Origin of the sequence: Delftia sp. RIT313 (assembly GCF_000632165.1) — a bacterium.
In the GTDB taxonomy this organism is placed as follows: Bacteria; Pseudomonadota; Gammaproteobacteria; order Burkholderiales; family Burkholderiaceae_C; genus Comamonas; species Comamonas acidovorans.
The window spans coordinates 41,149-53,427 of the sequence record NZ_JFYT01000066.1 but is presented as its reverse complement, the minus strand read 5'-3'; the positions used below and the strand labels follow the sequence as shown (position 1 = coordinate 53,427).

Annotated in this window: 13 protein-coding genes; 7 read left to right on the top strand and 6 right to left on the bottom strand. The window is 65.3% G+C overall.

From position 1 onward, the window contains the following. A partial coding sequence (locus BW39_RS20225) for a hypothetical protein (protein ID WP_043823869.1) occupies positions 1–310 on the bottom strand: 310 nt, incomplete at its 3' end. 131 nt (positions 311–441) lie between these two features. On the opposite strand from BW39_RS20225, the gene BW39_RS20220 reads away from it, so the two are divergent. Further along, entirely contained in the window at positions 442–1,260 is an 819-nt protein-coding gene (locus BW39_RS20220) for a helix-turn-helix domain-containing protein (protein ID WP_043823868.1), read from the top strand. A 76-nt stretch (positions 1,261–1,336) separates the two neighbouring features. Here the strand turns inward: BW39_RS20220 and acnB are convergent, their stop codons facing one another. The 5 genes from acnB to BW39_RS20195 form a co-directional block, all read right to left on the bottom strand. Then, positions 1,337–3,928 carry a bifunctional aconitate hydratase 2/2-methylisocitrate dehydratase gene (gene acnB, locus BW39_RS20215; protein WP_012204353.1) on the bottom strand — a complete coding sequence of 864 codons (2,592 nt, stop codon included), beginning with the start codon at positions 3,926–3,928 and terminating at the stop codon, positions 1,337–1,339. A gap of 63 nt (positions 3,929–3,991) precedes the next feature. Next, positions 3,992–4,579, bottom strand: a complete 588-nt coding sequence (locus BW39_RS20210) for a hypothetical protein (RefSeq protein WP_013803433.1) — start codon at positions 4,577–4,579, stop codon at positions 3,992–3,994. A gap of 31 nt (positions 4,580–4,610) precedes the next feature. Beyond that, positions 4,611–5,630 (bottom strand): HpcH/HpaI aldolase/citrate lyase family protein, encoded by a 1,020-nt coding sequence (locus BW39_RS20205; protein ID WP_043823867.1) that lies wholly within the window; start codon positions 5,628–5,630, stop codon positions 4,611–4,613. After that, positions 5,627–6,433, bottom strand: coding sequence for a trans-aconitate 2-methyltransferase (gene tam, locus BW39_RS20200; protein WP_013803434.1), 807 nt, complete (start codon positions 6,431–6,433; stop codon positions 5,627–5,629). The genes BW39_RS20205 and tam overlap by 4 nt, the downstream gene beginning before the upstream one ends. Positions 6,434–6,447: 14 nt before the next feature. Then, the gene (locus BW39_RS20195; protein ID WP_013803435.1) at positions 6,448–7,434 is read right to left on the bottom strand and encodes a malate dehydrogenase; all 987 of its coding nucleotides are present in this window, start codon (positions 7,432–7,434) and stop codon (positions 6,448–6,450) included. 218 nt (positions 7,435–7,652) lie between these two features. On the opposite strand from BW39_RS20195, the gene BW39_RS20190 reads away from it, so the two are divergent. From BW39_RS20190 to BW39_RS20165, 6 genes are all read left to right on the top strand, one after another. Beyond that, complete coding sequence (locus tag BW39_RS20190; protein ID WP_012204348.1) at positions 7,653–8,441, top strand: GntR family transcriptional regulator; 789 nt, start codon at positions 7,653–7,655, stop codon at positions 8,439–8,441. A gap of 134 nt (positions 8,442–8,575) precedes the next feature. Beyond that, positions 8,576–8,998 (top strand): succinate dehydrogenase, cytochrome b556 subunit, encoded by a 423-nt coding sequence (sdhC, locus tag BW39_RS20185; RefSeq protein WP_012204347.1) that lies wholly within the window; start codon positions 8,576–8,578, stop codon positions 8,996–8,998. Between the two features lie 36 nt (positions 8,999–9,034). Next, positions 9,035–9,400 carry a succinate dehydrogenase, hydrophobic membrane anchor protein gene (gene sdhD, locus BW39_RS20180; protein ID WP_012204346.1) on the top strand — a complete coding sequence of 122 codons (366 nt, stop codon included), beginning with the start codon at positions 9,035–9,037 and terminating at the stop codon, positions 9,398–9,400. 33 nt (positions 9,401–9,433) lie between these two features. Next, positions 9,434–11,239, top strand: coding sequence for a succinate dehydrogenase flavoprotein subunit (gene sdhA, locus BW39_RS20175; RefSeq protein WP_012204345.1), 1,806 nt, complete (start codon positions 9,434–9,436; stop codon positions 11,237–11,239). Positions 11,240–11,266: 27 nt separating this feature from the next. Further along, positions 11,267–11,971 carry a succinate dehydrogenase iron-sulfur subunit gene (locus tag BW39_RS20170; protein WP_012204344.1) on the top strand — a complete coding sequence of 235 codons (705 nt, stop codon included), beginning with the start codon at positions 11,267–11,269 and terminating at the stop codon, positions 11,969–11,971. Beyond that, positions 11,971–12,270: an FAD assembly factor SdhE gene (locus BW39_RS20165; protein WP_012204343.1), complete on the top strand. Its 300-nt coding sequence runs from the start codon at positions 11,971–11,973 to the stop codon at positions 12,268–12,270. Before BW39_RS20170 ends, BW39_RS20165 begins: the two co-directional genes overlap by 1 nt. Positions 12,271–12,279 lie beyond the last annotated feature (9 nt).

The window sequence follows — 12,279 nt, the reverse complement described above, 5'->3', positions numbered from 1 at the left end:
CCCCCCAGGCAGACAACCCCAACCCACCAAACGCCAACAGCGCAACACAGCCCACAGCCCACCCCAAATTCCCCACAACCACCAGCCCGATCAACCGCCGCGGCACAGGCGAGCGCGCCGCCATCCACGCAGCCAGCAGCGCATAGCCCAGCAAAAACCAGCCTGTGGACCGCAGCAGCGCCAGAGGCAACCCCGTCACATCCGACAGCGGCTGCCCCGCCACCAGTTGCAAGGCGCCCGAGGCGGCGCAGGAAGCAGCATCGGCCCACATCACGCGGGGCAGGAAACGGGGGGAAGCAAACATCGACATGGCGAACTCCTTGAGAGCAACAGGCACACACCGTGCATGCCATGGACTGCATGGTCCGCCGCAGGCTGCACAGGGTCGATAACCTCGCAGGTCATGGCCGCCACGCCGGCCCCGCCGCTACGATGCGGACCATGACCTCCACCGCCCATCCCCCGTCCGCGCGCTCGCCCTTCGGCGACCATCTGCGCCACTGGCGCCAGCACCGCCGCCTGAGCCAGCAGGGCCTGGCGCTGGAGGCCGAGATCTCCACGCGCCACCTGAGCTATGTGGAAACCGGCCGCGCCCAACCCAGCCGCGAGATGGTGCTGCGCCTGGTCGAGCGCCTGGGCGTGCCGCTGCGCGAGCGCAACGCGCTGCTGGTGGCCGCAGGCTATGCGCCCATGTACCAGGCCAGGCCGCTGGACCACCCGGACCTGGCCGCCGCGCGCCAGGCCGTGGACCTGGTGCTCAAGGGCCACGAACCCAATCCGGCCCTGGCCGTGGACCGGCACTGGAACCTGGTGGCCGCCAACGCCATCGTGCCGCTGCTGCTGGCCGGCGTGGCGCCCTGGCTGCTGGAGCCACCCGTCAATGTGCTGCGCCTGAGCCTGCACCCCGAAGGCCTGGGCCCGCGCCTGGCCAACGCAGCCCATTGGCGCGCACATCTGCTGCACCGCCTGCAGCAGCAGATTGCCGCCACGTCGGATGCGCAGCTGCAGGCGCTGCACGACGAGATTGCCGCCTACCCGTTCAAGGAAGATGAAGCGGACTCACATGGCGCAACACCTGCCAGCCACATCGCCGTGCCCTTCGCGCTGGACACCGACCATGGCCGCCTGAACTTCATCAGCACCATCACCATCTTCGGCACGCCGGTGGATGTGACCCTGCAGGAGCTGGCCGTGGAGTCGTTCTTTCCGGCGGATGCGCAGACGCAGGAGGTGCTGGGGCGGTTGAGGCAGACTGCGTAAACCGGAAAGTACAGAGCCAGAAAGCAGCAAAGCCCGCCGAAGCGGGCTTTGCTCATGGAGCCGGATCAGGCCGGACTCAGGCGCTCACGCCCCTGGCCACGTCCGCGTACTCTTCGATCTGGTCGAAGTTCATGTAGCGGTAGACGCTGGACTTGTCGGCATCGATCACGCCCATTTCCTTGAGGTATTCCTCCTTGGTGGGCAGCTTGCCCAGGCGCGATGCGATGGCGGCCAGCTCGGCCGAGCCCAGGAACACGTTGGTGTTCTTGCCCAGGCGGTTGGGGAAGTTGCGGGTCGAGGTGGAGATCACCGTCGCGCCTTCGCGGACCTGGGCCTGGTTGCCCATGCACAGCGAGCAGCCCGGCATTTCGGTTCGGGCACCGGCCGTGCCGAAGGCGGCGTAGTGGCCTTCCTTGATCAGCTCGTTCTGGTCCATCTTGGTGGGCGGAGCCACCCACAGCTTGACGGGGATGTCGCGCTGGCCGCCCAGCAGCTTGGCTGCTGCGCGGAAGTGGCCGATGTTGGTCATGCACGAACCGATGAAGGCTTCATCGATCTTGGTGCCGGCCACTTCGGACAGGAACTTGGCGTCATCGGGATCGTTGGGGCAGCAGACGATGGGTTCCTTGATGTCGGCCAGGTCGATCTCGAACACGGCAGCGTATTCGGCGTCCTTGTCGGCTTCGAGCAGGTCGGGCTTGGCCAGCCAGGCTTCGACCTTCTCGATGCGGCGCTGCAGCGTCTTGGCGTCGGCGTAGCCGTCGGCGATCATGTTCTTCATCAGAACGATGTTCGAGGTCAGGTACTCCTTGATCGGCTCGGGGTTGAGCTTGATCGTGCAGCCGGCAGCCGAGCGCTCGGCCGAGGCGTCGGACAGCTCGAAGGCCTGTTCCACCTTGAGGTCGGGCAGACCTTCGATTTCCAGGATGCGGCCCGAGAAGATGTTCTTCTTGCCAGCCTTGGCCACGGTCAGCGCGCCTGCCTTGATGGCGTACAGGGGAATGGCATGCACGAGGTCACGCAGGGTGACGCCGGGCTGCATTTCGCCCTTGAAGCGCACGAGCACGGACTCGGGCATGTCCAGGGGCATCACGCCCGTGGCGGCGCCGAAGGCCACCAGGCCGGAACCTGCGGGGAAGGAGATGCCGATGGGGAAGCGCGTGTGCGAGTCGCCGCCCGTGCCCACGGTGTCGGGCAGCAGCAGGCGGTTGAGCCAGGAGTGGATCACGCCGTCACCGGGACGCAGGGCCACGCCGCCGCGGTTGCTGATGAAGGCAGGCAGCTCGCGGTGGGTCTTGACGTCCACGGGCTTGGGGTAGGCGGCCGTGTGGCAGAAGGACTGCATGACCATGTCGGCCGAGAAGCCCAGGCAGGCCAGGTCCTTGAGCTCGTCGCGGGTCATGGGGCCGGTGGTGTCCTGCGAACCCACGGTGGTCATGCGCGGCTCGCAGTAGGTACCGGGGCGCACGCCCTGGCCTTCCGGCAGGCCGACGGCGCGGCCGACCATCTTCTGGGCCAGCGTGAAGCCGGCGTTCGAAGCAGCGGGCGCCTGGGGCAGGCGGAACACGGTGGATGCGGACAGGCCCAGGAATTCGCGGGCCTTGGCGGTCAGCGAGCGGCCGATGATCAGGTTGATGCGGCCGCCGGCGCGCACTTCGTCGAACAGCACGTCGCTCTTGAGCTGGAACTCGGCGACGGTTTCGCCGTTCTTGACCAGCTTGCCGTCATAGGGCAGCACGTCGATGACGTCGCCCATCTCCAGCTTGGTGACATCGACTTCGATGGGCAGCGAGCCCGAATCTTCCTGCGTGTTGAAGAAGATGGGAGCGATCTTGCCGCCCAGGGTCACGCCACCGAAGCGCTTGTTGGGCACGAAGGGGATGTCCTGGCCCGTGGCCCAGACGATGGAGTTGGTGGCCGACTTGCGCGAGGAGCCGGTGCCGACCACGTCGCCCACGTAGGCGACCAGGTGGCCCTTCTTCTTGAGGTCGTCGATGAACTGCATCGGGCCGCGCTTGCCGTCTTCCTCGGGCTTGAAGGCCGCGTCGGGACGGGTGTTCTTGAGCATGGCCAGGTAGTGCAGCGGGATGTCCGGACGGCTCCAGGCATCGGGCGCGGGCGACAGATCGTCGGTGTTGGTCTCGCCGGGCACCTTGAAGACGGTGACGGTGATCTTCTTGTCCACTTCGGGGCGCGAGGTGAACCACTCGGCGTCAGCCCAGCTCTTCATGACTTCCTGGGCCTTGGCGTTGCCGGCCTTGGCCTTGGTGGCCACGTCGTTGAAGAAGTCGAACATCAGCAGCGTCTTCTTCAGCGCATCGGCGGCCACACCGGCGACTTCGGCGTCGTCCAGCAGCTCGATCAGGGGATGCACGTTGTAGCCACCCACCATGGTGCCCAGCAGCTCGGTGGCCTTGGCCTTGGAGATGAGAGCCACCTGGATGTCACCGTGGGCCACGGCTGCCAGGAAGCTGGCCTTGACCTTGGCGGCATCGTCCACGCCCGGAGGAACGCGGTGCGTGAGCAGGTCGAGCAGGAAGGCGTCCTCGCCAGCGGGCGGGTTCTTGATCAGCTCGATCAGTTCGGCAACCTGCTTGGCTTCCAGCGGCAGCGGGGGGATACCGAGCGCGGCGCGTTCGGCCACGTGGTCACGGTAGGCTTTCAACATGATTCTCTCTCCATGGTTTTCTAAAGTGGGGCTGCTTGCGGGACGCTCAGGTCCGGGCCTGGATTACTGGCCGGCGGGCTTGGGTGCTTCCAGCAGGCTGGGAGGCGGGTTCTTCTTGATGGCCTCGGCCACCTGAAGCTGATCGGGGCTCATGCATTCGTCGGCCAGGCGCTGGCCGACCTTCTGGTTCATGAGCATCGATTTGTTGGCGATCTGCAGCCAGACGGCGCCGGCATGCTTGTCTTCCAGGCGCACGGTGCCGGTCGAGGTCTTGACGGGCGACATGTGGTACTTGAAGCCCTTGCCGTCGATGTTGAAGTAACCCGGGTTGGCCTGGTCGGCCGTCACATTGACGAAGGCGCCCAGCTCGCAGGGGATGCGGCCGGTGTGCACGCGCTCGGAAATGGCCAGGTCTTCGGCGGACAGCGGCTGTTGGGCAGCAGTTGCGACGGCGGCCGCACCGCCGACGGCGGCAGCGCCGGCAGCGGCCTTGGCCGTGGTGGCCTTCTTGGCGGGGGCCTTCTTGGCCGCAGGCTTGGCAGCGGCCTTGGCCGGCGCCTTCTTTGCGGTGGCGGGCTCGGCGGCGCTGGCACCCAGGCCCATGGCCAGCAAGGGGGCTGCGATCAGGATGGAGGCGATAGCTGTCTTCATACGTTGGGCTCCTGCAAATTCCCGGTGTGGGCTAAGCAAGTGATTCTGATGCAAACCAGGGCTGCACCTGTGGGGGCAGCGCCTGGCCGGTCTGGTGGGCACGTGTGAGCAACTGCCAGAAATAGCGGTAGCTCGCCCGGTCATGTAATACACCATCCACGCTGACGGGCGCCCAATCGGCGGCCTCGGCGGCGGTAAGTATTTGTGCGGCCTGCGCCACTTCGTCGGCCTGGGGCGCGAAGGCGGCGAGGATGGGGCGGATCTGGTCCGGGTGGATGCTCCACATGCGGGTATAGCCGAGCCGCCGTGACGCCTGTGTGGCAGCGGCCTGCAGCGCCTGTGGATTCCTGAATTCGGTGACCACGCAGTGCGAAGGCACCTTGCCGTGCGCGTGGCAGGCAGCTGCGATCTCCAGCTTGGCACGCACGACCAGCGGATGGTCGAACTGGCCGGCCGAGCCCATGGCCGAGGCAGGAATCGCACCGCCATGGGCCGAGACGAAGTCCATCAAGCCGAAGGAAATGCTCTGCACGCGCGGGTGTGCCGCGATGTCGAAGGCACGGTGCACGGCGGCGGGCGACTCGATGAGCACATGCAGCGGCAGTTCGCGGCAGCCCAGGCGACCCAGATGCCGCTCGGCCAGCAGCACGTCGTCCACGCTTTCCACCTTGGGCAGCATGAGGTGGCACAGGCGGTCGCCGGCCTCGCCGACGATGATGTCCAGGTCCTGCGCGAAGCTGGCGTGGTCCACGGCATGCACGCGCGCAGCCACGCGGGTACCGGGCGCGGCATCGCGCGCCAGCGAGGCCACCAGGCGCGCATGGGCCGCCTCCTGGCCCACGGGGGCGCCATCTTCGCAGTCCAGCGTGACGTCAAAGACGCAGGTGCCGAACTCGGCCATCATCTCGGCCTGCAGCTGCAGGCTCTTGCGCATGCGCACTTCCACGCCGCTGTAGTGGTCACAGACGGGCAGGTGCAGGGCACCGCCCTGCGCATCGAGCAGCACCTGGGCGGGGTGTGCGCGAGAGGGTGTGGACGTGGCGGCGGTCATGGCTTGCGCTGGGCGACGATGAACAGGCGGGGAAAGGCCAGCAGGCGCCGGCCGTCGGCGCGCACGCCGTAGGCGGCGTCCACGCGGTTTTCGTATTCGGTGAGGAAGTCGGCCTGCAGGGCTTCGGGCAGCCCTTCGACGAAGGGCTTGAGGCCGGTGCCGCGCAGCCACTGGACGATGGCGCCGGCCGAGTCCATCGGATGCTGGTAGACGGTGTGCCAGACATCGACGGCGCCGGCCTCGACGCCGGCCTGCTCCTGCGGGCCGGCCAACAGGTCGTAGTAGCTGCGGATGGGCAGGATGTCGGCACGCACCTTGGCGGCGTCGCCGATGTAGGCGGCAAACTTGGGCAGGCTGGCGATCTCGCGCATCACGCGGTGCGTGGCTTCCTGCCGGTTGTCGGGCATCTGTATCGCCAGCACGCCCCCTGGCGCCAGTTGGGCGAACAGGCGGGGTATCAGCGTTTCATGCTCCCCCACCCACTGGAGGGAGGCATTGGCATAAATCAGGTCGGGAGCGCTCTCGCCGGGGGCGGGCGTCCAGGAAGCAATGTCGGCCAGCGCGAAGCGGGCCTCAGGCAGATGCTGGCGCGCGGTGGCCAGCATCGCCTGGGAGTTGTCTATGCCGGTGATCGTGGCACCGGCATAGCGCTGTGCAAGCAGCTCGGTGGAATTGCCCGGCCCGCATCCCAGGTCCACCACATGGCGGGCCTGGGCCAAGGGCACACGCGCCAGCAGCTCGGCTGCGGGGCGCGTACGCTCATTGGCGAAACGCAGGTAAAGCGCGGGATTCCAGTCGAGCATGGCTTGCCGGCGGCTTACAGCAGGTGCTTGACGCCGTCCTGTTCGCCTTGCAGCTCGGCCAGGGTCTTGTCGATGCACTCTTGCGAGAAGGCGTCGATTTCCAGGCCTTCGACGATCTTGTACTCGCCGTTCTCGGTGGTGACCGGGAAGCCGAAGACGATGCCGGCGGGGATGCCGTATTCGCCGTTGGAGGGCACGCCCATGGTGACCCATTCGCCGCCCGAGCCCAGGGCCCAGTCGCGCATGTGGTCGATGGCAGCGTTGGCAGCCGAGGCAGCCGAGGACAGGCCACGAGCGGCAATGATGGCGGCGCCACGCTTGCCGACGGTGGGCAGGAACACGTCCTTGTTCCAGGCCTGGTCGTTGATCTTGGCCTTGACGCTTTCACCGTTGACGGTGGCGAAGCGGTAGTCGGCGTACATCGTGGGCGAGTGGTTGCCCCAGACGGTCAGCTTGCGGATGTCGCCCACCTTGAAGCCGGCCTTGGCAGCCAGCTGCGATGCAGCGCGGTTGTGGTCCAGGCGCAGCATGGCGGTGAAGTTCTTGGCCGGCAGGTCCGGAGCCGACTTCATGGCGATGTAGGCGTTGGTGTTGGCGGGGTTGCCGACGACCAGCACCTTCACGTTGCGCGAGGCAGCGGCGTTCAGCGCCTTGCCCTGGGCCGTGAAGATCTGTGCGTTGGCAGCCAGCAGGTCGGCACGCTCCATGCCGGGGCCGCGGGGACGCGCGCCGACCAGCAGGGCGTAGTCGGTGTCCTTGAAGGCTTGCAGGGGGTCGGAGTGGGCTTCGATGCCGGCCAGCAGGGGGAAGGCGCAGTCCTCGAGTTCCATGATCACGCCCTTGAGCGCGTTCTGGGCCTTCTCGTCGGGAATCTCCAGCAGTTGCAGAATGACGGGCTGGTCCTTACCCAGCATTTCGCCGGAGGCGATGCGGAACAGCAGGGCGTAACCAATTTGACCGGCGGCACCGGTGACGGCGACACGAACGGGCTTCTTGCTCATGATGAAACTCCAGGGATGGGGAAAAAATCAGGTGTTATCGGCGCCAGGTCGCACCAGCGTCAGAAACCAGCAGCCCGTGCTCCGCAAACAACGCGAAAGTGTACTCCCGATTTCGAAGCCCGGTCAATTTGTCTTATGTCTTATATAAGATATGATCGACGTCTGTTTCCAAGTCTTTCATCTGCGTCGCCGGGAGCCTCCCCACCCCGAACTTTTCCATGCCAGTCCTGCCTCCCCTCGCCTCAGACAACGCCGCTCCCACCATCGGCGCGGGCGCATCGACCCCGGCCTTCAGCCCTTTGTATCAGCAGATCAAGGGACTGATACTGCAAAGCCTTGAAGCAGGCGAGTGGCGGCCCGGCGAACTGATTCCCAGCGAGATGGAGCTGGCCGCGCGCTTTCGCGTGAGCCAGGGCACGGTGCGCAAGGCCATCGACGAGCTGGCGGCAGAGAACCTGGTGATGCGCCGCCAGGGCAAGGGCACCTTCGTGGCCACCCACGCGGCCCAGCATGTGCAGTACCGCTTTCTCAAGCTGCAGCCCGACGGCGGCGACCAGCAGGGCGAGGGCCGTGCCGAGCGCCGCATCATCGACTGCCGGCGCCTGCGCGCATCGGCGGACGTGGCGCGCGGCCTGGCGCTGCGCAGCGGCGATGCCGTGATGCATGTGCGCCGCGTACTGTCGTTCTCCGCAATCCCGACCATTTTGGAAGACATCTGGCTGCCGGGCCACGCCTTCAAGGGCCTGACCGCCGAGCAGATGTCCGCCTACCAGGGCCCCACCTACGCCATGTTCGAGCTGGACTACGGCGTGCGCATGGTGCGCGCCGACGAAAAGATCCGCGCCGTCCTGCCCGAGGCAGAACAGGCCCTGCTGCTGGATGTCCCCAGCACCACGCCCCTGCTGAGCGTGGAGCGCACCGCTTACACATACAACGATGTTCCCATGGAGTTACGCCGTGGCCTGTACCGCACCGACACCCATCACTACCGCAACGCGCTGAGCTGAACGATCCGTTCCCCAGAGAAGCGGGCGAAAATACGCAATTCCCAGCAAAGCTGTTTTTATTGCATTGCAATAGAATTTTGCATCGCCGCCCCTGAGCGATTACGAAGCAGTTACATCCACGAAAGTACCCTGCCATGACTGAGCAAGCCAAAAAGCGGCCAGAGTTCCGCAACATCAACTTCTTCAAGGACCTCCCCACCTACCGGTTGCCGCCGGCCGGCATCGTGTCCATCCTGCACCGCATCAGCGGCCTGCTGATGTTCATCCTGCTGCCTTTCATCCTGTGGATGATGGACATGTCGCTGACTTCGGAGATCTCCTTCGACGGCTTCACCTCGGTTTTCGCGGGTCCCTTCGGATGGTTCCTCAAGCTCGTGTGCCTGGCATTGATCTGGGCCTACCTGCACCACTTTTGCGCCGGCGTCCGCCACCTGTTCATGGATGTGAACCACCACGCCGTCAACAAGCAGTTCGGCAAGTCCTCGGCCCTGGTGGTGCTGGTCCTGAGCGTTGGCCTGACCCTGATCCTGGGTGCCAAGCTGTTCGGCCTGTACTGATTCACGATCTCTCCCTCACGATAAGGAAAAAGAACCATGTCCGTGAATTACGGCTCCAAGCGCACCGTGGTCGGTGCGCACTACGGCATCCGCGACTGGATGGTGCAGCGCGTCACCGGCGTGCTGATGGCACTGTTCACCATCGTGCTGCTGGCCAAGCTGATCTTCAGCACCGGCTCCGTCGGCTATGACCTGTGGGCCGGCATCTTTGCCCCGCAGTGGATGAAGTTCCTGACCTTCGCCGTGATCGTCTCGCTGGCCTGGCACGTCTGGGTCGGCGTGCGCGACATCTGGATGGACTACGTCAAGCCCGTGGGCCTGCGCCTGGTGCTGAACGTTTTCACCCTGGTCTGGCTCGTCGGCTGCGCCGGCTGGGGCATCCAGATCCTGTGGCGTATCTGATAGAGACGCGGTCTCCACGATTGAAGGTTAAGAATGAGCTACTCCAAAGCAAACATCACCAAGCGCAAGTTTGACGTCGTCATCGTCGGCGCTGGCGGCTCCGGCCTGCGTGCCGCGCTGGAACTGTCGCGCGCCGGCCTGTCCGTGGCCTCGCTGTCCAAGGTCTTCCCCACGCGCTCGCACACCGTGGCTGCGCAGGGCGGCGTGTCCGCTTCGCTGGGCAACATGAGCGAAGACAACTGGCACTACCACTTCTACGACACCATCAAGGGCTCCGACTGGCTCGGCGACCAGGATGCGATCGAGTTCATGTGCCGCGAAGCGCCCAACGTCGTGATCGAGCTGGAACACTTCGGCATGCCGTTCGACCGCAACCCCGACGGCACCATCTACCAGCGCCCCTTCGGCGGCCACACGGCCAACTACGGTGAAAAGCCCGTGCAGCGCGCCTGCGCCGCGGCCGACCGTACCGGCCACGCCATGCTGCACACGCTGTACCAGCAGAACGTCAAGTCCAAGACCAACTTCTTCGTGGAGTGGATGGCGCTGGACCTGATCCGCAACACCCAGGGCGACGTGGTCGGCGTGACCGCCATCGAACTGGAAACCGGCGACCTGTACGAGCTGCACGCCAAGGCCGTGCTGCTGGCCACGGGTGGCGCAGGCCGCATCTTCCAGGCATCGACCAATGCCTTCATCAACACCGGCGACGGCCTGGGCATGGCTGCACGCGCAGGCATCCCGCTGCAGGACATGGAGTTCTGGCAGTTCCACCCCACCGGCGTGGCCGGCGCGGGCGTGCTGCTGACCGAAGGCTGCCGTGGCGAAGGCGCCATCCTGCTCAACAGCGAAGGCGAACGCTTCATGGAGCGCTACGCTCCCACGCTGAAGGATCTGGCACCGCGCGACTTCGTGTCCCGCTCCATGGACCAGGAAATCAAGGAAGGCCGTGGCTGTGGTCCCAACAAGGACTACATCCTGATGAAGCTGGACCACCTGGGTGCAGACACCATCCGCAAGCGCCTGCCTTCGGTGGAGGAGATCGGCCACAACTTCGCCAACGTGGACATCACCAAGGAACCGATTCCCGTGGTGCCCACCATCCACTACCAGATGGGCGGCATTCCCACCAACATCAACGGCCAGGTCGTGGTGTGGGACGGCCAGCAGAACAACGTGGTCAATGGCCTCTATGCCGTGGGCGAATGCTCCTGCGTGTCGGTGCACGGCGCCAACCGCCTGGGCACGAACTCGCTGCTGGACCTGCTGGTCTTCGGCAAGTCGGCCGGCAAGCACATCGTGCAGTTCGTCAACGGCTTCGGCGACCACAAGGCCGTGCCGGCCGATGGCTCCGAGCGCACGCTCACGCGCCTGAACCAGCTCGACGACTCCAAGGAAGGCACCTACGCCCAGGACCTGGCTGGCGACATCCGCGCCACCATGCAGCAGCATGCCGGCGTGTTCCGCACGCAAAAGAGCATGGACGAAGGCGAAGTCAAGATCAACGCCATCCGCGAACGCGTGGGCTCCGTGACCCTCAAGGACAAGTCCAAGGTCTGGAACACCGCCCGCATGGAAGCGCTGGAAGTGGACAACCTGATCGAAGTGGCCCAGGCCACCATGATCTCGGCCGCTGCCCGCCACGAATGCCGCGGCGCCCACACCGTGTACGACTACGAGCATCCTGCCGACCACGCCGAGTTCCCGCTGGGCCGCAATGACAAGGAATGGCTCAAGCACACCCTGTGGTACAGCGCCACCAACAGCCTGGACTACAAGCCCGTGAACCTGAAGCCCCTCACGGTGGACAGCGTGCCGCCCAAGGTCCGCACGTTCTAATCCAGCAGCCCACGAGAGAACAGACAAATGAAGCGCACTTTCAAGATCTACCGCTACGACCCGGACAAGGATGCCAAGCCCTACATGCAGACCGTCGAGGTCGAGCTGGACGGCCACGAGCGCATGCTGCTGGACGCCCTGGTCAAGCTCAAGGAGATGGACCCCTCCATCTCGTTCCGCCGCTCCTGCCGCGAAGGCGTGTGCGGCTCGGACGCGATGAACATCAATGGCAAGAACGGCCTGGCCTGCCTGACGAACATGAAGACCCTGCAGGGCGACATCGTTCTCAAGCCCCTGCCCGGCCTGCCCGTGATCCGCGACCTGATCGTGGACATGACGCAGTTCTTCAAGCAGTACCACTCGATCAAGCCGTACCTGCAGAACGACAGCTTCGCGTCTCCCACCAAGGAACGCCTGCAGTCGCCTGAAGAGCGCGAAGAGCTCAACGGCCTGTACGAGTGCATTCTGTGCGCCAGCTGCTCCACCAGCTGCCCCAGCTTCTGGTGGAACCCCGACAAGTTCGTGGGCCCGGCCGGCCTGCTGCAGGCCTACCGCTTCATCGCGGACAGCCGCGACGAGGCCACGGGTGACCGCCTTGACAACCTGGAAGATCCGTACCGCCTCTTCCGTTGCCACACCATCATGAACTGCGTGGACGTGTGCCCCAAGCACCTGAACCCCACGCAGGCCATTGGCAAGATCAAGGAACTGATGGTCCGCCGGGCCATCTGATGACCATGACGAATACTCTGCTCGACGAACGCGAGCGAGACCTGCTGCGCTGGCGCTGCCGGCGTGGCCTGGTCGAGAACGACCTGTTCATCGCGCAGTTCTTCGCCACCTACGGAGACCAGCTCACGCGGAGACACGCGAGCGGTCTGTCTGCCTTGATGGACCTGGCAGACAACGACCTGATGGACCTCTTCTTGCGCCGCAAGGAGCCTGAAGGTGAACTCGATACCCAAGAAATCAGGGAAGTTCTGGAACTGGTGCGCAAGCGCAAGCCCGGTTCTCTCCCGCTAGTAGGCTAGGCAATCTAG

What these genes read in the sequence shown, in the direction of transcription:
- BW39_RS20170 (WP_012204344.1), top strand. Translation starts at nt 11,267, where the DNA reads ATGAAGCGCACTTTCAAGATCTACCGCTACGACCCGGACAAGGATGCC.
- BW39_RS20220 (WP_043823868.1), top strand. Translation starts at nt 442, where the DNA reads ATGACCTCCACCGCCCATCCCCCGTCCGCGCGCTCGCCCTTCGGCGAC.
- sdhA (WP_012204345.1), top strand. Translation starts at nt 9,434, where the DNA reads ATGAGCTACTCCAAAGCAAACATCACCAAGCGCAAGTTTGACGTCGTC.
- BW39_RS20210 (WP_013803433.1), bottom strand. Translation starts at nt 4,579, where the DNA reads ATGAAGACAGCTATCGCCTCCATCCTGATCGCAGCCCCCTTGCTGGCC.
- sdhC (WP_012204347.1), top strand. Translation starts at nt 8,576, where the DNA reads ATGACTGAGCAAGCCAAAAAGCGGCCAGAGTTCCGCAACATCAACTTC.
- acnB (WP_012204353.1), bottom strand. Translation starts at nt 3,928, where the DNA reads ATGTTGAAAGCCTACCGTGACCACGTGGCCGAACGCGCCGCGCTCGGT.
- BW39_RS20205 (WP_043823867.1), bottom strand. Translation starts at nt 5,630, where the DNA reads ATGACCGCCGCCACGTCCACACCCTCTCGCGCACACCCCGCCCAGGTG.
- BW39_RS20195 (WP_013803435.1), bottom strand. Translation starts at nt 7,434, where the DNA reads ATGAGCAAGAAGCCCGTTCGTGTCGCCGTCACCGGTGCCGCCGGTCAA.
- sdhD (WP_012204346.1), top strand. Translation starts at nt 9,035, where the DNA reads ATGTCCGTGAATTACGGCTCCAAGCGCACCGTGGTCGGTGCGCACTAC.
- tam (WP_013803434.1), bottom strand. Translation starts at nt 6,433, where the DNA reads ATGCTCGACTGGAATCCCGCGCTTTACCTGCGTTTCGCCAATGAGCGT.
- BW39_RS20190 (WP_012204348.1), top strand. Translation starts at nt 7,653, where the DNA reads ATGCCAGTCCTGCCTCCCCTCGCCTCAGACAACGCCGCTCCCACCATC.
- BW39_RS20165 (WP_012204343.1), top strand. Translation starts at nt 11,971, where the DNA reads ATGACCATGACGAATACTCTGCTCGACGAACGCGAGCGAGACCTGCTG.